At 53.8% G+C, this 17,287-nt stretch carries 17 protein-coding genes and 1 riboswitch; of the genes, 3 read left to right on the top strand and 14 right to left on the bottom strand.

Annotated elements, in window-relative coordinates; genetic code table 11:
• Positions 1-10: 10 nt before the first annotated feature.
• Together G5B47_RS20555 and G5B47_RS20550 are read right to left on the bottom strand one after the other, a co-directional pair.
• Positions 11-658, bottom strand: coding sequence for a restriction endonuclease (locus G5B47_RS20555; RefSeq protein WP_235957240.1), 648 nt, complete (start codon positions 656-658; stop codon positions 11-13).
• 366 nt (positions 659-1,024) lie between these two features.
• Entirely contained in the window at positions 1,025-1,384 is a 360-nt protein-coding gene (locus tag G5B47_RS20550; RefSeq protein WP_025336304.1) for a HesB/IscA family protein, read from the bottom strand.
• Between the two features lie 387 nt (positions 1,385-1,771).
• Here G5B47_RS20550 and mqnE point away from each other — a divergent pair, with 387 nt between their 5' ends.
• Complete coding sequence (gene mqnE, locus G5B47_RS20545) at positions 1,772-2,878, top strand: aminofutalosine synthase MqnE (protein ID WP_165102137.1); 1,107 nt, start codon at positions 1,772-1,774, stop codon at positions 2,876-2,878.
• 37 nt (positions 2,879-2,915) lie between these two features.
• On the top strand, positions 2,916-3,977 hold the full coding sequence (locus G5B47_RS20540; RefSeq protein WP_165102135.1) for an NAD(P)/FAD-dependent oxidoreductase: 1,062 nt from the start codon (positions 2,916-2,918) through the stop codon (positions 3,975-3,977).
• Between the two features lie 7 nt (positions 3,978-3,984).
• Here G5B47_RS20540 and G5B47_RS20535 read toward each other — a convergent pair whose 3' ends face one another.
• Entirely contained in the window at positions 3,985-4,239 is a 255-nt protein-coding gene (locus G5B47_RS20535) for a YuzB family protein (protein ID WP_165102132.1), read from the bottom strand.
• An 82-nt stretch (positions 4,240-4,321) separates the two neighbouring features.
• Here G5B47_RS20535 and G5B47_RS20530 point away from each other — a divergent pair, with 82 nt between their 5' ends.
• Positions 4,322-4,570, top strand: a complete 249-nt coding sequence (locus G5B47_RS20530) for a NifU family protein (protein ID WP_165102129.1) — start codon at positions 4,322-4,324, stop codon at positions 4,568-4,570.
• Between the two features lie 212 nt (positions 4,571-4,782).
• Here the strand turns inward: G5B47_RS20530 and G5B47_RS20525 are convergent, their stop codons facing one another.
• The 11 genes from G5B47_RS20525 to G5B47_RS20475 form a co-directional block, all read right to left on the bottom strand.
• Positions 4,783-5,649, bottom strand: coding sequence for a MetQ/NlpA family ABC transporter substrate-binding protein (locus G5B47_RS20525; protein ID WP_165102127.1), 867 nt, complete (start codon positions 5,647-5,649; stop codon positions 4,783-4,785).
• Positions 5,650-5,801: 152 nt separating this feature from the next.
• Positions 5,802-6,470, bottom strand: coding sequence for a methionine ABC transporter permease (locus G5B47_RS20520; protein WP_025336310.1), 669 nt, complete (start codon positions 6,468-6,470; stop codon positions 5,802-5,804).
• The gene (locus G5B47_RS20515; RefSeq protein ID WP_165102124.1) at positions 6,470-7,486 is read right to left on the bottom strand and encodes a methionine ABC transporter ATP-binding protein; all 1,017 of its coding nucleotides are present in this window, start codon (positions 7,484-7,486) and stop codon (positions 6,470-6,472) included. The genes G5B47_RS20520 and G5B47_RS20515 overlap by 1 nt, the downstream gene beginning before the upstream one ends.
• Positions 7,487-7,596: 110 nt before the next feature.
• A riboswitch (SAM riboswitch) is annotated at positions 7,597-7,741 on the bottom strand.
• 66 nt (positions 7,742-7,807) lie between these two features.
• On the bottom strand, positions 7,808-8,542 hold the full coding sequence (locus G5B47_RS20510) for a Cthe_2314 family HEPN domain-containing protein (protein ID WP_165102121.1): 735 nt from the start codon (positions 8,540-8,542) through the stop codon (positions 7,808-7,810).
• A 37-nt stretch (positions 8,543-8,579) separates the two neighbouring features.
• Positions 8,580-10,358 (bottom strand): UbiD family decarboxylase, encoded by a 1,779-nt coding sequence (locus tag G5B47_RS20505; protein ID WP_165102118.1) that lies wholly within the window; start codon positions 10,356-10,358, stop codon positions 8,580-8,582.
• 25 nt (positions 10,359-10,383) lie between these two features.
• Entirely contained in the window at positions 10,384-11,337 is a 954-nt protein-coding gene (locus G5B47_RS20500; RefSeq protein WP_165102116.1) for a COX15/CtaA family protein, read from the bottom strand.
• A 195-nt stretch (positions 11,338-11,532) separates the two neighbouring features.
• The gene (locus G5B47_RS20495; protein WP_025336315.1) at positions 11,533-11,877 is read right to left on the bottom strand and encodes a thioredoxin family protein; all 345 of its coding nucleotides are present in this window, start codon (positions 11,875-11,877) and stop codon (positions 11,533-11,535) included.
• Between the two features lie 85 nt (positions 11,878-11,962).
• On the bottom strand, positions 11,963-13,588 hold the full coding sequence (locus G5B47_RS20490; RefSeq protein ID WP_165102113.1) for a putative polysaccharide biosynthesis protein: 1,626 nt from the start codon (positions 13,586-13,588) through the stop codon (positions 11,963-11,965).
• 26 nt (positions 13,589-13,614) lie between these two features.
• The gene (locus G5B47_RS20485; RefSeq protein ID WP_165102110.1) at positions 13,615-14,100 is read right to left on the bottom strand and encodes a DUF456 domain-containing protein; all 486 of its coding nucleotides are present in this window, start codon (positions 14,098-14,100) and stop codon (positions 13,615-13,617) included.
• Between the two features lie 63 nt (positions 14,101-14,163).
• Positions 14,164-14,934 carry a Cof-type HAD-IIB family hydrolase gene (locus tag G5B47_RS20480; protein ID WP_165102108.1) on the bottom strand — a complete coding sequence of 257 codons (771 nt, stop codon included), beginning with the start codon at positions 14,932-14,934 and terminating at the stop codon, positions 14,164-14,166.
• 22 nt (positions 14,935-14,956) lie between these two features.
• Entirely contained in the window at positions 14,957-17,047 is a 2,091-nt protein-coding gene (locus tag G5B47_RS20475) for a peptidoglycan D,D-transpeptidase FtsI family protein (protein ID WP_165102105.1), read from the bottom strand.
• Positions 17,048-17,287: the final 240 nt, after the last annotated feature.

Genomic DNA, 17,287 nt, shown 5'->3' with positions numbered 1-17,287 from the left:
AAATACAAAATCACTTCCCCATCACCCTCTTCACATACTTCTCCGCCTTATAATCTTTCCGAACCTCACGCAGTACCGGCTTACTCGCCTCACTCCACGATTCCAAAATCATTCTCGGCTCCGATTCAATAAGATCCTGCGCCGCTCTAACGTTATCCTTTTTAAAAGCTTCAATAATATTAATCAAGTCCGCTCGATCCAGCAGCTTTACATAGTTAATTCCTGCTAATGTCTCACAGGGTTCGGTAAACTTTGCAGTAGCGATTACGATGGCTTTCTTCGCCTGGTAATATCTCATACAAGAGAAGACCTCTTGCACAGCGCTGATGCCGACTGAATTACCTTCAGAATACCGCTTTGCTTGCACAACATTTCTGATGCCATCTCGATCAGTAAAAACGACGTCTGCTCCAAAATCACGACTCCCGACAGTCTTGTATACACCTGAGTAGCCAAGTTCTATAAAAAGTCTGTATAGGTACATTTCAAACTCTGAACCATCTAGCATCTTGTCAATATCAGCAATCGTAATCGACTTTAAATCGTAGTTTTCTTCAAGAGACTGAGTAGATTTTTTTCGTTTTTGAAGCATGCTGAAGAACAAGAAGCTGACACCAAAAAACAAAATAACGATTAACGCTATAAATGCATAGATCAATAGAACTACCTCCGTTGGCTTAATGGTAAAATGATACCATAATTTTCTTGGGATATAATCGACAAAATTGGGTTTTATGATACAAAAAAGAGACAATCCTACTGGAGTGCCTCTCTTCGCCATATTCAAGCCCAACTTTAAGCATAAAAAACCTCCCGAAGCTGCGCTTAGAAATCAACACAAGCTTGGGAGGCACGTAATCCGCAACCCTGAAACAGCGTTCCCTAAGTTGTTAACGCCGGACTTTCGGGATTGTTAACATTCCATTTCACCGGCGAAATCCTCAGCTCCGAACGCTCGATTGGACCGGGATGCCGGCTCGGCTACCGTTCAGATCAGCTGAGAAAAACCGCGTCACTCCAACGCTCAGCAAGGCTCCTCGCTAGGCTTCCCCGCGTCCGTTGCCGTTCTGAAGCTGTGCCCGCAGCCGCAGGTGGCGGTGGCGTTCGGGTTGTTGATGGTGAAGCCGCCGGACATGCCGGATTCCTCGAAGTCGATTTCGAGGCCGTCGAGCAGGCGCAGGCTGTCTTTTTCCATAACGACCTTGAGGCCTTTCACGTCCATATAGACGTCCTGATCGGTTTCGTTGTCGTCAAAGCCCATCGCGTACGAAAATCCGCTGCATCCTCCAGCGGTTACGCCAAGGCGAAGGAACATATTCGGGATCTCCTGCGAGTCGCGCATGGTCTTCAGCTGCTCCGCAGCCGTATCGCTGATTGTAATCATGGTTTCCAGCCTCCTTTAAAATATATGGGATCGGCCGTGCTTGGCCAAAAGTTATTGTCTATATAAAATAAAGTATACTTCACTCCACCCCGCTCCACAAGCCGCAGATGAGGGGACAAGAACGGTTCCGGGCGGTTGCTCACCTTTCAAGAGAGGTTTATAATAGGAAAAAGCACTATGCAAAATTCGAAATTTTGTCACGCGCGGCCTATGACTCCATAGAAAATGAAATTGCTGCCGCTTCGATATGTTGTTCTTGAAAACATCTGCGTCGTTTTTCCGTTTGCGAGAAACAGCGGGGTGTTTTCTTATTGGTAGGCCGCACTCGCTATCGTTTGCCCATGCTGGCTGAGCCTCTGATCTCAAACCTTACTAGGAGGAATCATAATGTCTACACTTATTACGCCCCACACCGATGCCAGAATGGCGGATATTATTGAAAAGGTTCATGCCGGCGAGCGATTGACCCTGGAGGATGGCGTTTATTTATATGATAGTAACGATCTCCTGACGATCGGCCAGCTCGCAAACGAGGCCAACCTTCGGAAGAACGGAAACAAGGTGTATTTTATCGAAAATATGAGCCTGTACTTCACCAATGTGTGCGAATCGCGCTGCGCGTTCTGCAACTTCCGCAAGGATGAGGGAGAAGAAGGCGCGTATACCCTCTCCGGCGAGGAAATGATCTCCTATGTGGAGCAGCATATCCACCCCGGCGTGCGCGAGTTCCATATTGTGGGCGGGCACAACGCAAACGTTCCTTTCCAGTACTATGTTGATTCGCTTCAGGCGCTGCATGACCGTTTTCCTGATGTGACCTTGAAGGCTTATACGGCGGCGGAGATCGATTTCTTCACCCGGATCAGCGGTCTGAGCATCCGCGAAGTGCTGGAACGCTTGCAGGCTGCGGGTCTTAAGACCCTGACAGGCGGAGGAGCGGAAATTCTGTCCGACCAATACCGCCAAAAAATGCACGTCGACAAAGCGAATGTCGAACAATATCTGGAGGTGCACCGGCAGGCGCACAAGCTCGGCATGCGGACCCATACGACCATGCTGTACGGCTCCATTGAGTCCCACGAGGACCGCGTCCGGCACATGCTGCAAATCCGCGAGCTTCAGGACGAAACAAACGGCTTCATGGTGTTCATCCCGCTGTCGATGCAGCCCAAGAGCAAGAATGCCGGCATTATGCGCCGCAACTCCGCGTACGAGGATCTCAAGACGATCGCCATCAGCCGTCTGATGATCGACAATATCGACCACATCAAAGCTTACTTCATTAATATCGGACCGCAGCTGACCCAGGTCTCGCTGAGCTTCGGCGCTTCGGACGTGCACGGTACGATTCTGAAGGAACGGATCAGCCATTCCGCCGGTGCACTGACTCCCGAAGGTCTTACACGCGAAGAACTGATCTGGCTCGTGAAGGGCGCCGGCAAAATCCCCGTTGAGCGCGATACCTTCTACAACGAAATCAAGGTATACGAATAGCCAACCCATTTCACAGCGGAAAGGAAGGGCGCACTGCATGAAGAAACTGCTTGTTCTCGGGGGCGGCTATGGCGGCCTCGCACTGATCCAGGATTTGCTTAACCACCAACTCCCCAACGACGTGGAAATCGTCCTGATCGACCGAATGCCCTTCCAGGGCATCAAGACGGAATATTATGCGCTTGCTGCCGGTACGGTTTCCGACCATAATCTTCGCATCGCCTTTCCCGTTCACCCCAGACTCTCAATCAAGTACGGCGAAGTCGGCTCCATTGATCTGGAGAGGCGGCTCGTCCTTATGGCAGACGGCGAGCCTGTCCCTTACGATATCCTGGCCATCGCCCTCGGCTGCACCGATAATTATCACGGCATTCCCGGCGCCGAGGAGCATACCTGCAGCATCCAATCGCTCCCTGGCACCAGAGAGACCTACCGCCGCCTGAGCGATGTGAAGCCCTACGGCACCGTCAACATTGTGGGCGGCGGCCTGAGCGGCGTCGAGCTTGCCGCCGAGCTGCGCGAAAGCCGGCCTGATCTGAACATCTCCATTCTCGACCGGGGTGATCGTGTGCTGTCCGCTTTTCCGGCCAAGCTGTCCGAGTACGTCGAGGAATGGTTCAGCGAGCATCAGGTGCAGACGCTCAGCCGGATTTCGGTCTCCCACATTGAGAAGGATGCGGTCTTCAACGGCTCACAGGCAATCGCTTCCGACGTTACGGTCTGGACCGGCGGTATTCAGCCTGTCCAAGTTGTACAAAACCTCAATGTGGCCAAAGACCGCGGCGGAAGAGTGCTTCTCGGCCAATACTATAACATCCCGGAGTATCCGGAAGTCTATGTGATCGGCGACTGCGCCAGCCTGCCGTATGCGCCCAGCGCTCAGGCGGCGGGCGCCCAGGGCGAGCAGATCGGGCAGATTTTGCGTGCCCTGTGGCGAAACGAGAAGCCGAGACTGCATAAAATCAAGCTGAAGGGAACGCTCGGTTCCCTGGGAAAAACCGAAGGCTTCGGCCTGCTCGGCAGCCGTTCCGTTATGGGCCGGGTGCCCCGTATCTTAAAGAGCGGCGTGCTGTGGATGTCCAAGCGTCATTTTGGCTAAAGGCCGCTTAGTCGATTTCGAGATTGTCCCAGGCTTCCAGTTCCTTGATCTTGGAATCAATGGCGGCTTCCAGCTCTTCGGGCGAATCGGCGGCGACGACTTCTCCGTTTACCATCGCGAACGGCTCGAAGCGGCATTGGCTGCAGTTGCCCAGGCAGGTGTATTCGATGACATCGTAATCGAGATTCTGTTCCAATTTATTCTTAAGCGCTTCGGTGCCATGTCCTAGGTTGCTGACACAAAATTCAATAATTGGTCTCATGTTGATCTCCTTGGCCCTTACTAACCGTTTTATTTTTTAAGTATTTGTACTATAATATACGTACGAAAGGAGTGATTGAGAAATGAGTGAGAATACACAAAGCACTAGCATGTACGATGAAGTGCTGGAAGTTCTTGATAAACTGCGTCCGTTCCTCCAGCGCGATGGCGGCGACGTTGAGCTCATCGACGTTGAGGACGGTATTGTTAAACTGAAATTGATGGGTGCCTGCGGCAGCTGCCCAAGCTCCACGATTACGCTGAAAGCCGGAATTGAACGTGCTCTGGTCGAAGAAGTTGAAGGTGTTGAGGAAGTCGTTCAAGTATTCTAATTTTCGCGTACACACCGTCCCGGTGCTTTGCCCTATGGCAAACGCCGGGATTTTTTGTGCCTAATTTGCGCCTAATCTATCGGTCAATTATATTAAATTTAATCTTTCGCCACAACCTTGTCTCTTAGCGGAACCCGAACCCGTGATCTCCATGAAAAAAATCCCGCACGCCCAAAACGGGCAGTACGGGATTGGTTTCAGCTTGCAGTCAATTAGAACGCCGGGATGATGGAGCCTTGGTACTTGTCTTCAATAAATTTCTTCGCTTCCGGGGAAGTCAGCGCGGCTGCCAGCTTCTTGATGGCGTCTTTCTCCTTGTCGTCCGGACGGGCTACAAGCAGGTTCGCATATGGAGAATCTCCGCTCTCGATGAACAGGGCGTCCTTCGTCGGAACGAGTCCCGCTTCCAGCGCGTAGTTGGCGTTGATCAGCGCCAGGTCGACTTCATCCAGCTGACGCGGCAGGTTAGCGGCTTCCAGCTCGATGATTTTGAGATTCTTTTTATTTTCCGTGATATCCGATTTGGTGGACGCAATATTGTTAGGGTCCTTCAGCGTGATCAGACCGTTCTTCGCCAGCAGAATCAGCGCGCGGCCGCCGTTGGTGGCATCGTTCGGAATGGCTACTTTCGCGCCGTCTTTCAGTTCGTCGATCGATTTGATTTTTTTGGAGTAAGCGCCAAAAGGTTCAACATGGACAGCGGCGACGGAGGTCAAATTCCAGCCGTTCTTTTGATTCTGGTCGTCCAAGTAAGGTTTATGCTGGAAGAAGTTCGCATCCAGTTGGCCTTCGGCCAGCTGTACGTTCGGCTGAACGTAATCGGTGAATTCCTTGATTTCAAGCTTGATGCCCTGGGCTTCAAGCTGCGGTGCGATAGCCTTCAAAATTTCTGCGTGCGGAATCGGAGAAGCTCCGACAACAAGCGTAACGGGTTCTGCGCTTGGAGCAGCCGAGGCTCCGGCAGCAGGCGCACTGGAGGCGGCAGCGTTGGAGGCTTTGTTTCCTCCGTTGTTAGCACCGCAGGCAGCCAGCACCGTAATCAGCGTCAGGCTGAGCAAGGTCAACAGCATTTTTTTCATTTGATAAATCCCCCTCTGAAAGTGTATGTGTGTTAACGGAGGCTTGTACGGTTCCCCAACCGCCAGCTCTGCCGGTTTCGGCGAAAGCCTCTGCTTCCATCGGAAGCGGAAGGCGCCCTCGCCTCAATAAGGTATTTTTATATAAATAGGCCTTATTTTCGTGTGAAATGTCTTACCAGCCGGTCGCCCGCCATCTGCAGGAACTGCACCAGCACAACAAGCAGAATAATCGAGACAATCATGACTTCCTTCTCATAACGCTGATAGCCGTAGCGGATCGCCAAATCCCCAAGTCCCCCGCCGCCGACCATGCCTGACATGGCTGTGTACGACACAAGCGTAACAACGGTTATCGTTATCCCCGCAAGCAGGCCAGGACGGGCTTCCGGCAGCAGCACGCGCATCACGATCTGGGTTGTCGAAGCTCCCATTCCCTGCGCGGCTTCAATCACGCCACGGTCCACCTCGCGCAGCGACGTTTCCACCAGACGGGCAAAGAACGGCGCGGCTCCGATGACAAGCGGCGGTATGGTTCCCAGAACCCCGATGGACGTACCGACCACGGCCCGGCTGAACGGGATCAGCGCAATTACGAGAATAATAAACGGCACCGAGCGCAGAATATTAACAATGAAGGAAATAACCGCGTATAAGCCTTTTACAAAAGGAAGCTGTGATCTCCCCCATAAATATAACACAATTCCGAGCGGTAAACCAAGGATTATTGTAAAAATCGCGGAACTGCCCAGCATTTTCAAGGTATCCACCGTACCGGTAATCATCTCATCCCAGTCAACAGCTGAAAAATCAAGACCGAATATCATGACAGCACCTCCACATCAAGTCCCTGCGCGGTCAGCTCGGAAATTGTTCTGCCGATGGCTGTGGCGTCTCCTTCGAAGCGGACAACGAGCTGGCCGTACGGAATGTCTTTAATGGTGGAGATGGTTCCTTGCAGGATAGCGAAGTTCACTCCAGTACCGCTGGCTACGCGCGACAGTGTTGATTCGTACGTCTTTTCCCCAAGGAACGTAATCTTGACCGCCGTCGTCCCGTCGGGATGCGGAGCCTGCAGCGCCGCAAGGAGCGGACTGTCGTCATGGGCTTCGCTTTGGATGAACTCCTTCGTCACCCCATGCCTTGGCTTCAGGAACACATCGGCCACCCGCCCCTGCTCGACAATGCCCCCGCCGTGAATCACGGCCACCCGGTCGCAAATGCTCTGGATGACATGCATTTCATGCGTAATCAGCACAATGGTCAGATTGAACTGCTTGTTGATGTGAAGCAGCAGCCTAAGGATCGAATCGGTCGTCTGCGGATCAAGCGCCGAGGTGGCCTCGTCGCACAGCAGCACGTCCGGATCGCTGGCCAGCGCCCGGGCGATGCCGACCCGCTGCTTCTGCCCGCCCGACAGCTGAGCCGGGTATTTGCTCCGGTGTTCGGTGAGGCCCACAAGTGCGAGAAGCTCATTCACCTTCCGGTCGACCTCGGCCTTTGGTGTGTGCACCAGCCGGAGTGGAAAGGCGATATTGTCATAAACCGTCGCCGACGAGAGCAGGTTGAAATGCTGATAAATCATGCCGATCTTCCTCCGGCGCTCCTGCAGCTGGCTTTTGCCAAGCCGGGTCAGCTCCGTGCCGTCGACCCACACTTCGCCTTTCGTCGGACGCTCCAGCAGATTGATGCAGCGGATCAGGGTGCTTTTGCCCGCACCAGAGTGGCCGATTACGCCGAAGATTTCTCCTTTTTCAATGTGAAGATTTACGCCCGAGAGCGCAGTGGCGGCAGTGCCGCCTTTTCCGTACACTTTGGTCAAGCCTTTTAACTCTATCACTTTCTATCCTCCCCATGCCCCATAAACCACAAATCAAAAATCTATCCAAAAAGCCCCCCGACAATCCATGCAGACCGCGGGAGGCTCTCTTAACTGTAAAAGACCATGCCTTCTCATCTGCACAAAGCCGTGAATCTGCCACAGCTATGTAGGAATTAGCACCATGACACTGATGCTCAGGGCGTATGCGTACGCCGCGCATCAATCGGTTGCCGGGCTTCATCGGGCCTGTCCCTCCGCCACTCTCGATAAGATTGGATATGAAATTTTCATGCCTTAGTATAAAATCTTTTACATGCTTTGTCAAAGATTTTTTAAAGGTTATCGTTTACTATCTCTTGATTTTTCCAGACTCTTGCCGAGCAGCTCGTTGCTGTACGTGAAGACTTCGACCAAGGTTTTGCATACCATTTCCATCCCCTGACGTAAATCCTCCAGATTCTCGTCGAGATCCTCAAGCCGGATTTTGTCGTGCAGACCCTGATGCCGCTGCCACAAGTCATCCTGCATTTCGGAGTTCATATAATGAATCTCGGCGTTGCGGCGATTTCGCAGCTTCTGCATCGGATCGCGGTACGATTCCTTGATCTCATCCAGCCGGCCCGACAATTCTCTATGCTTCTTAGTGGAACGAAACCGCCGGAGCACGGTAAAGTAGGAAAAATGCGCTTTAACCCGGACCGTATTCAGGTCGTACAGGGTGTTCAGCACCGTTCCCAGCTTGTCGAGCAGGGAGAAGACGCGGATGAAGCCGTTTTTGTAAAAATAGACATAGCGCGCGTAATCCCCCTGTTCGCTGACGGACATATCGTCCATATAGCCCGCCTTCACCGATTTGCGGAAAAAGCAAGCGGCGAACAAGCTCTGCTCAAGCTCATCCAGCGAGGAGATCAGCCCGCGAATCCAGATTTCCAGCTTCCGGTACTCATGGTCCCGATCCTCGTTGTCATTCATTTCCGAGCGCAGCATGGACGCCATTTCCGCCATTTTGTCCATGGCATCCGCCAGCACGCCGGTATTTTCACGGGGAGGCTCCCCCAGTAATATCCGCAGCATATCCGTCCTCCTTGTGCATTCGGCACGGGATGTATCATTAAAAAGCTTGTTTAGGGAAATAGTTCTTCCAGTTGCGGTCGACCAATTCCACGATATCCTCGCGCGGGAACAGCTCGTCCGGGTACCCCGGCTTCATGCGGGCGTCAATGACGACCGGAAGTTCGTAGGCGATGTGATGATTTTTAACCGAGGCTTCGGCAAAAATATCGGTCGCCGGATTGAAGCGGGTGAATACCGTCCATAGGAACGAGGTTTGCGTCTTCACCGTTTCGGCGGCATTGTCGACCAGAATAACGAGCGGCCAGGAGGTGTTCTTCTCCCGAAGCGCGCCTACGAGGCGCTGCGGCAGCTCCGGGTCCTCCGTATAGGACGGGCCTGAAACAACAAGGCAGCCGCCGCAGTAAGGCAGCGCCGAGTGAATGCCCGGAAGGTTGCCCTCCTCGTAGCTTCGCGGAAGCTCGCGTACCTTGCTGCCGATGCCCATCAGGACGCCTTTGCTGCCGTGATTCATTCGCTGTCCGGTGTAATCGAGCGTATCATGCGAGGTTTTGTTGAAAATAAACAAGTCGACCGCCGGATTGAACCGCTCCAGCACCGTTTCCAGCAGCTTCGGGAAATCGGCCAGATCCACGGGCTCGTTCGTCAGAATCAGGAATTTGGTGAGGGACAGCTGCCCCTCGCCCAGGATGCGGAACGCCGAAACGAGCGCTTCGCGGGAATAGCTCTCCCGTACGACGGCGGACGCCAGCGTATGGGAGCCCGATTCCGAGTACGCCCACAGGGAGCGGACGGACGGCATGACGAGCGGATAAGCCGGAGACAGCAGCCGCTGGAGGAAATCGCCGAGGTAGTAATCCTCCTGCCTTGGCTTGCCGACAATGGTCGCCGGATAAATGGCGTCCTTGCGGTGCCACATGCGCTGCACGTTCATCACCGGGAAGTCATGCTTCAGCGAGTAGTAGCCGTAGTGGTCCCCGAACGGGCCTTCCGGTCTGCGCTCATGCGGCGGAACCAATCCGCGAATAACAAATTCCGCCTCCGCCGGCATCCGGTGGCCGCCCATCGGGTCTTTGACCATCGGTAGACGGCCGCCCAGCACCATGGAAGCCAGCAGCAGCTCCGGCATGCGCTCCGGCACGGGAGCGATGGCCGTGGCGATCAGGGCCGGCGGACCGCCGATGAAGACGGATACCGGCAGCGCTTCGTTCCGCTGCTCGGCCTCAAAATGGTGGAAGCCTCCGCCCTTATGAATCTGCCAGTGCACGCCTGTCGTTTGATCGTCGTAGATTTGAATCCGGTACATCCCGAGATTATGGTCTTTGGGATTGGAAGGGCTTTCGGTGTACACAAGCGGCAGCGTGACGAACGGGCCGCCATCCTCCTGCCAGCTTGTGACTCGCGGCAATCCCTTCAAGGGATCGGTGCTCCGGCAGACATTCAGGATGGGCGCGTCTCCCTGCGGCACATTCTTGATGCCAACCTTCAGCAGGTCAAAGAGCAGCCCTTTTTCCTTCCAGACGCCAGTCACTGTAGGGGGCAGCAGCGTTTCCACCGCGCCCATCAGCGACTTCATCAGCGCCTCAGGACGGGGGCCAAACGCTTGATCTACCCGGCGGACCGTCCCGAACAGGTTGGTCACTACCGGGAAAGGAGTTCCTTTTACATTCGTAAACAACAGCGCCGGCCCCTCTTCCTGGATGACGCGGCGGTGAATCTCCGCCAGTTCCAGATAAGGATCGACCGGCGCTTCAATAACGGCAAGATCTTTATCCTTCCGCAGTTGCTCTATCCATTGACGTAAATTGCTGTATCCCAATATATTGTTCCTCCTCCAAACAACTCTATCCAGAACGGCTGATTTGATCTGAAGCCGCCTCATTTTTTAACCGGCCAAGCTGCCAGACGCGTACACTCATATAGCACAGCACGCCGAACAGACCGGAGATCAGTACAATATGTGCCAATGCTGCGAAAAGGTACCACTGCTCGTTATCCAGCGTGAACACGACGCCCGCTCCGCTAAAAATCTGCAGCACGCACAAAATAACGGCGGCAATGCCAAGCTTCTTGAACTCGGGGTAATTGCCGTAGCGCCAGAACGCCAGATGCCCGAGCGCTGCCACCAGAACGAACAGCAGCATCGCCGCGACCCGGTGAAAGAACATAATGGCGACTCCTCCGGACAGCTCCGGAATCACTTCTCCGTTGCACAATGGCCAGCCTGAGCAGCCCCCTTGCGAATCGGTATGACTCACATAAGCGCCGATATAAACGACGATATACGAATAAACGGCGGTCACCCAGGTCAGCAGGCGGAAGCCCCCGGCAAGCGGCGGAAGGCCGACGGGCGTTTCGGCAGAGGGACTTCTTCCCGCGCCGAGAGCCAGCATCAGGGAGCTGGCGAAGGCGATCAACGAGAAGCCCATATGCAGCGCCATCACGGCGGCGGATTGCGGCCGGACAACAGCCAAAGCGCCCATGGCCGCCTGGATGACGACGAAAAGCAGCGTCAAGAAGGCATACGCCTGCAAATCACGGCGGTCCCGGGCATAACGGCGGAAAGCCACGGCTGAAGCCAGTGAGAACAGGCCCGCCAGACCGCTCAGCAGCCGGTGGCTCCATTCGATCATCTGTCCGAGCGTATAAGCTGGTACCAGCTTGCCGTTGCACAGCGGCCATTCATTGCCGCATTCGAGTCCGGACCCCGTTTTCGTGACCACCGCACCGCCAAGCAGGGCGAGAAACATAATGAGACAGGTTATGTATCCAAGCCATTTCAACTGTTTCGCCGTCAATCCGATCACCCGCTGTCTTATGAAATTTTATAGCTTCCGGGTCTATCGCGACAAAAAGTTATGCGTTTCCATTATAACCGATAAGTACGTTTCTCGTAAAAATATAAGACCAAATGATAAGCGCCCAGCTTATACATTCTTTTATTTGAAAAAAAGCCGCCTCCGCACGAACCTTTGCGAAAGCGGCGAATCGCATTACTTGTGAATGGTCTGGTACACCTCGGACGCCCGGTTCAGGAAATCTTCAATTTCCTGTCTCGACTTGCGCAGCTTGTTGACGAACCGGACCAATTCTTTTCCCTCCGAGTAAGCGACAAAGCTGGGGATGCCGAGTATATTCTGTTCCTGGCTGACATCGCCAACCGCATCGACGTCCACCTCAACCAGCGTCAGTTTATCTGCGAAATTCCGCTCTACCTCGGGAATAAACGGATTGATAAATTTGCAATCTCCGCACCAGTCTGCCTTGAATACGGCCACGGTCAGTCTTGGAGATTGGATGGCCTCCTGAAATTCGGCCGCAGAGCTGATTTTGTCCATTACTTACACCGTCCCTTTCTAATATGGCAATAATCTCTTCTTACTCTTTAAGTGAAGCAAAATGCGCAGCGGAAGTCAAATGCCCCTACTCTCTTTCCCGCATGCGCGACGGCTGCAGCTTCATGAGCGGGCTTAGCAGCCTGCGCACCGGACGCGGATAGCTTGCAAGTTCCTGCGCGCTTAATACGCCCAGCACAATCAGCATAACGAGATAAAGAATGACAACCGCCGCTCCTGCTGCGAGACATGCAATCAGATAAGCCAGCCGCGCAGGCATCATTCCAGCCAGACTGATTCCGGCTTCGTTCAGACCGTAACCGGCGGCGCCCGATACGAGCACAGCCAGCAGATACCCTCTCCAGCGCTTGCCCATGATCTCGAACGGCACAATGGTCCGAAGCAGGCGCAAGTTGAGGGCGGTGATGACAATAAAGCAGAGCGCCGTAGCGATAATGATGCCGTAAATGCCCATGAACCGGCTGAGCAGCACGCTCGCCGCCAGCTTGACGATAATCCCCGCCAGCACGTAGAACATGGAAATGCGCGATTTGCCCATACCGAGCAGAATGGAGTTCGAAGTGGTCATTGTAATCTGAAAAATCGTGCCCAGCGTCAGCAGCGCGATCATGCCGCTGCCGGAAGGGCTTGTAAAAAGCAGGCCGTTCACCGAATAGGCTGCGACGACAAGCGACAGCACGATCGGCGTTCCGGTCAGAATGGCGATGCGCATGGCGAGCGTAATCTGCCGCTTCAGATGCTCCTCGTCCCGGCGGGCGTAGGCCGCCGAAATGACCGGAATGAGCGAGGTGCTGAGGGCGATCGCCAGCACGGGCGGAATGCCCGCGATGCTCTGCGCCTTCTGGCCGAGAATGGCTAGCTGCCTGGTCGCCTCAGGGACGCCCACCTGCCCGCTGAGCAGCGGAACGATCAGGGAAGAGTCGATGAAATAGACGGCCTGAATCGTCATGGACGACAAAATGATCGGGATGGATAAGCTGAAAATATCTTTATAAATCCCCAGCAGCGGCAATTTGGCTTCGGAGGAAGCCTGGATGCCGCTTTGCTTGTCGCTCCGCTTCATCTTGATCGCGGCATACAGCATGATGGCGAAAGCTCCGATACTGCCGAACACGCTGCCGAACGAGGCTCCCGCCGCCATAACCGGGTTGCCGTACCCTTGATGAAGCAGGAGGAAAGCCAGCAGAATAGCCGTCATCACGCGGGCGATCTGCTCCACGATTTGGGAAATCCCGTTGGCCATCATATTGTTGCGGCCCTGCGAGTACCCGCGCATCATCGCGATGGTGGGGAACAGCAGCAGCGCGGGAGCGATCGCCCGGATCGCCAGCGTGCTCTCCGGCACGCCTGCATGCTTCGCGAACAGCGGAGCAGTTATGTACAGCACCGCAGAGATGATCACGCCGGCAACGGCGCCAAAAATAAGCGCGGCCCGGTAAACCTGGCGCGCTTCATCCGGACGGTTCAGAGCGTAGCGCTCTGAGACCATTTTGCTGAGCGTGCTGGGAATGCCCGCCGTGGCGAGCGTCAGCAGCATCAGGTACACATTGTTGGCCTGCGAAAAGGCCGCATCCCCAACATCATCGAACAAATGCTCAAGCGGAACCCGCTGAAAAATGCCAAGCACGCGCGCCACCAGCGCGGCGGCGGCGAGTATAATTGTGCCTTTGACAAAAGAATCCTTCTTCGACAACCTGTTTCCCCTACTTTGCAGTGAATTTAATACCGGCCGATCCAAATAAAGAAGAGGATGACCATAACGATTTGAAGCACGACTTTAACCACGGTGCTGCTGAACAGCCCGAGCATGGAGCCGGCACTGACCTTGAGCGCTTTGCCCGGATTCGATCCGGCGATCATCTCGCCGATAAACGCTCCGAGAAGCGGCCCGATAATGAGGCCGAACGCGGGGATCACGAATGGTCCCGCGATCAGGCCGATGGTGCTGCCGATCACGGAGGCGCGCGAACCGCCGAATTTTTTGACGCCCCATGCCCCCACGACATAGTCCGCAATGAACAGCGCGGCGACGATCAGCGTCTGGATGATCCAGAACCATGGCCCGAACGGCGCGAAGCCGAAGAACCAGCCATAGACGAAGAAGGCAAAATAAATCGCCAAGGCTCCCGGCAAAATCGGATAGACGGCTCCGGCCAAGCCGACGGCAAAGAGTGCGATAATCAGAATCCAACCGAGAATAGTCAAGCTTGGTCCCTCCTGTGTTTATATTGTCCGCGTTCCCTTGGCAAGCAGGTCTTACGCATCAGGTCAGGACTTGCGCTGGGAGGCAGCCGCTTCATCCAGCAGAATAAAACGGCGGATCACCTCGGCAATTCCATCCTCGTTATTCGACGAAGTTACCGCGTCGGCTTCCTCCTTGACCGTATCCTGGGCATTGCCCATCGCAACGCCAAGGCCGGCCTGCTGAATCGCCGCCAGATCGTTCAAGCTGTCGCCGACCGCCACAACTTCTTCCATCTTGATGCCCAGCAGGCCGCACACTTCCTTGATTCCGGCCGCTTTATTCACGCCGAGCGGATTGATCTCAAGATTGTAAGGCGAGGAGTTGGTGATCTCCAGACCGCCCATGTCCTGCAGCTTCAGCAGCACCTGATGGCGGATATCGTTGTCTTCCGTATGATAGCCGAACTTCAGCCACTCCCGTCCATCGATATCGCCGTCCCAGCTTTCCTTGTTATACACGCCATCGACGGCATACGCCCAATACCAGATGCCGGCCTGGGCCGCGATCGCGTGCATTTGTTTGACGAGCTGCGGGTCCATCAGTGAACGGCGGTACAGCTCATGCGGCGCCCGCCACACTTCGCTGCCGTTCACCGTCACCATCGGTGTCTTGAGTCCAAGCTGCTCGGCATAAGGATACGCAGAGTCGAAAGAGCGTCCGGTGGACAAGCACACATGGATGCCCGCGTCGACCGCCTTGTGAATCCATTTTACCGTCTCCGGTGTAATCAATTGTTCGTCATTCAGTAAGGTCCCATCCATATCCAAAGCAAGCAGGCGGTATTTGGCAGTCATTGCCACCCCTCCATTTTCTGTTTTATTGGTTTATATTAACCGGTTGATTCTGCTGGAGACTCTTCTTCGGCACACCATTCAGCCCGTACTCCCAGTCGTAAGCGTCAAAAATCTTCCGCGCGACCGGCGCGGCGCTGTTCGAGCCGAAACCCCCTTCGGGGATCACGACCGCAACGGCCAGCTTCGGATGCTCACGCGGAGCGTAGGCGATGAAGACACCGTTGTCGACCGTGTGTTTGCCATTCTTATCGTAATAATCCTGCTGCGAGGTTCCCGTCTTACGGGCAAAATCGTAAGGGAAGCCGTCAAACGCGCTGACTTTACTGTTCATGCCCCGCTTAACTTCGTTCCAAAACGCATCGTTGATTTTAACGGTATTTAATACCGTCCGGCCGAACGTTTTGACCACATTGCCACTCGAATCCGTGATTTTGCTGACCAGATTCGGCTTGATCCGCTCACCCTTATTGGCCAATGTTGACGCATACTGGGCAAGCTGCAGCGCCGTATATCCGCCCTGCTGGCCGAACGAGGCATAGACCAGCGCTGCCTGGACGCTGCCCGCAGCTTTAATTTTGGTGTAGTTGATTTTCCCCCTGCGTTCTCCGGGGAGGTCTACTTCCGTATAGACACCAAGGCCAAACTCCTTCATATATTTATCCCATACGTCAATGCCTTTGGAACCATATTTCTTTAATAATCTCTTGCCTACCATTTCCACCATAAAAACGTTAGACGATTGTGCTATGGCCTCAGACGGATCCATTCTACCTAAAACGTGGCCGGATGCGTTTCGAACGCTGGTCTCATGGCCGGCTCTGCCAAAATAAGCAATCCCTGTATCCGTGTACTTGTCTGATGTTCCAAAGAGGCCTTCATTTAGCCCTAGCAATACACTGAGCGGCTTGACGGTGGAACCCATCAGAACTATCGAGTCAAAGTTATGGCCCGATCTGCCTGAAGCATTTGGAGTAATCGTACCATTCTGATAATAATCTTTAATTTTATTGTAGGTTGGAGTATCAATACTGCCGCTGGTCCACGCGTTCGTATCATAATCCGGCATGCTGGCCATGGCCACGATATTTCCGGTATCGACTTCCATCGCCACCGCATAGCCTGTTACAGCGTCAGGATGCGTCTTGCCCTGAACGGCATGGGTATGCAGCCATTTCAATTGATCAGTGATCGCCTGCTCCGTCTTGAGCTGCACATTTTTATTAATCGTCATCCAAATGTCATTGCCCTTGACGGGAGGAACGACCTTTTCAACTTTCTCGGCCATGTTCTGCGGATTGATGGAGACAACCTGATAACCGTTCTGCCCACGAAGCTCCCGCTGATACTGCCGCTCAAGGCCATCGAAGCCAACAAATTCCTCATCTTTGTACATCAGCCCCGAGTTCGAATTCTTCTTCTCCATCGCGTTCAGAACGTTCTGGTACATGGGAAGACTGTTGGAATTCTTGAACAGCTTGATATACCCGACCGTTTGGACAGCCACCGTATCCTTATCGTAATGCCGCACGTTCTCTTCCACGACTTCCAGGCCCGGGTACTCATACTTGTGCTCCATAAAATAAGCGACTTCCTTGGCGGAGAGTCCCACCTTGATCCGGCGCGGTGTATAGCCGTTGTATTTCCTGAACTTCAGGTCGAGCGAGTCCTTTACGTCCTCCACCGTCAGCTTCTCCCCGCTCTTGTCGCCTAGTTCATTGAATTTATTCACCAGATTCGTCGCCAGCTTGTCGACAGCGGTCTTCGCTTCCGGAGTATAATCCGTAATCTTAGTATCCTTGTCCGTCTTCTTCGCGGTGTATTCCTTGGTGAGCGTAATGTACAGTGACTGGACAGGGGATGAGTAGGCAATCTTCTCGCCTCCGGCGGCGAGAATCGAACCTCGCATGGCGGCCAGCGGCACATCTTTCGTATCCCGGTTCGTCTCCACTTCGGTCAGCGTTGGTCCTTCTACAAATTGCAGTACGGCAAGACGGATAATAATGACGCAAAAGATAACAAACGTGCTGAAAAAGAATACATTGGTCCGCAGCGCCAGGGTGCTTTTGCCATTGGTCTCGTCCGAAGGCGAGATTTGATTGCGAAAAAGGTTCACTTTGTTCTCTCCTTAATTATAACATTAAAGAATACCCTATGAATCCCCGGGAAGCAGGTTAAAGTCCAAGGAATCCATTTCCAAAGTAACCCATTTATTGTAACACAAGCACCGCTGAGCCTCGAATATTTTTCAGCACATTTCTGTGGCCTGTCATCAAAGAAAAAGACACCTTCTTGTGTGGTATAAATACAAAGAAGATGTCCCCTCTCTTAATATACGATTAAAGGCTGCTGTCAG

This window comes from Paenibacillus apii, from assembly GCF_011043685.1.
In the GTDB taxonomy this organism is placed as follows: domain Bacteria; phylum Bacillota; class Bacilli; order Paenibacillales; family Paenibacillaceae; genus Paenibacillus_AQ; species Paenibacillus_AQ sabinae.
This window is presented reverse-complemented; position numbering and strand designations above follow the sequence as displayed.

What these genes read in the sequence shown, in the direction of transcription:
- G5B47_RS20550 (WP_025336304.1), bottom strand. Translation starts at nt 1,384, where the DNA reads ATGATTACAATCAGCGATACGGCTGCGGAGCAGCTGAAGACCATGCGC.
- mqnE (WP_165102137.1), top strand. Translation starts at nt 1,772, where the DNA reads ATGTCTACACTTATTACGCCCCACACCGATGCCAGAATGGCGGATATT.
- G5B47_RS20540 (WP_165102135.1), top strand. Translation starts at nt 2,916, where the DNA reads ATGAAGAAACTGCTTGTTCTCGGGGGCGGCTATGGCGGCCTCGCACTG.
- G5B47_RS20535 (WP_165102132.1), bottom strand. Translation starts at nt 4,239, where the DNA reads ATGAGACCAATTATTGAATTTTGTGTCAGCAACCTAGGACATGGCACC.
- G5B47_RS20530 (WP_165102129.1), top strand. Translation starts at nt 4,322, where the DNA reads ATGAGTGAGAATACACAAAGCACTAGCATGTACGATGAAGTGCTGGAA.
- G5B47_RS20525 (WP_165102127.1), bottom strand. Translation starts at nt 5,649, where the DNA reads ATGAAAAAAATGCTGTTGACCTTGCTCAGCCTGACGCTGATTACGGTG.
- G5B47_RS20510 (WP_165102121.1), bottom strand. Translation starts at nt 8,542, where the DNA reads ATGCTGCGGATATTACTGGGGGAGCCTCCCCGTGAAAATACCGGCGTG.
- G5B47_RS20495 (WP_025336315.1), bottom strand. Translation starts at nt 11,877, where the DNA reads ATGGACAAAATCAGCTCTGCGGCCGAATTTCAGGAGGCCATCCAATCT.
- G5B47_RS20480 (WP_165102108.1), bottom strand. Translation starts at nt 14,934, where the DNA reads ATGACTGCCAAATACCGCCTGCTTGCTTTGGATATGGATGGGACCTTA.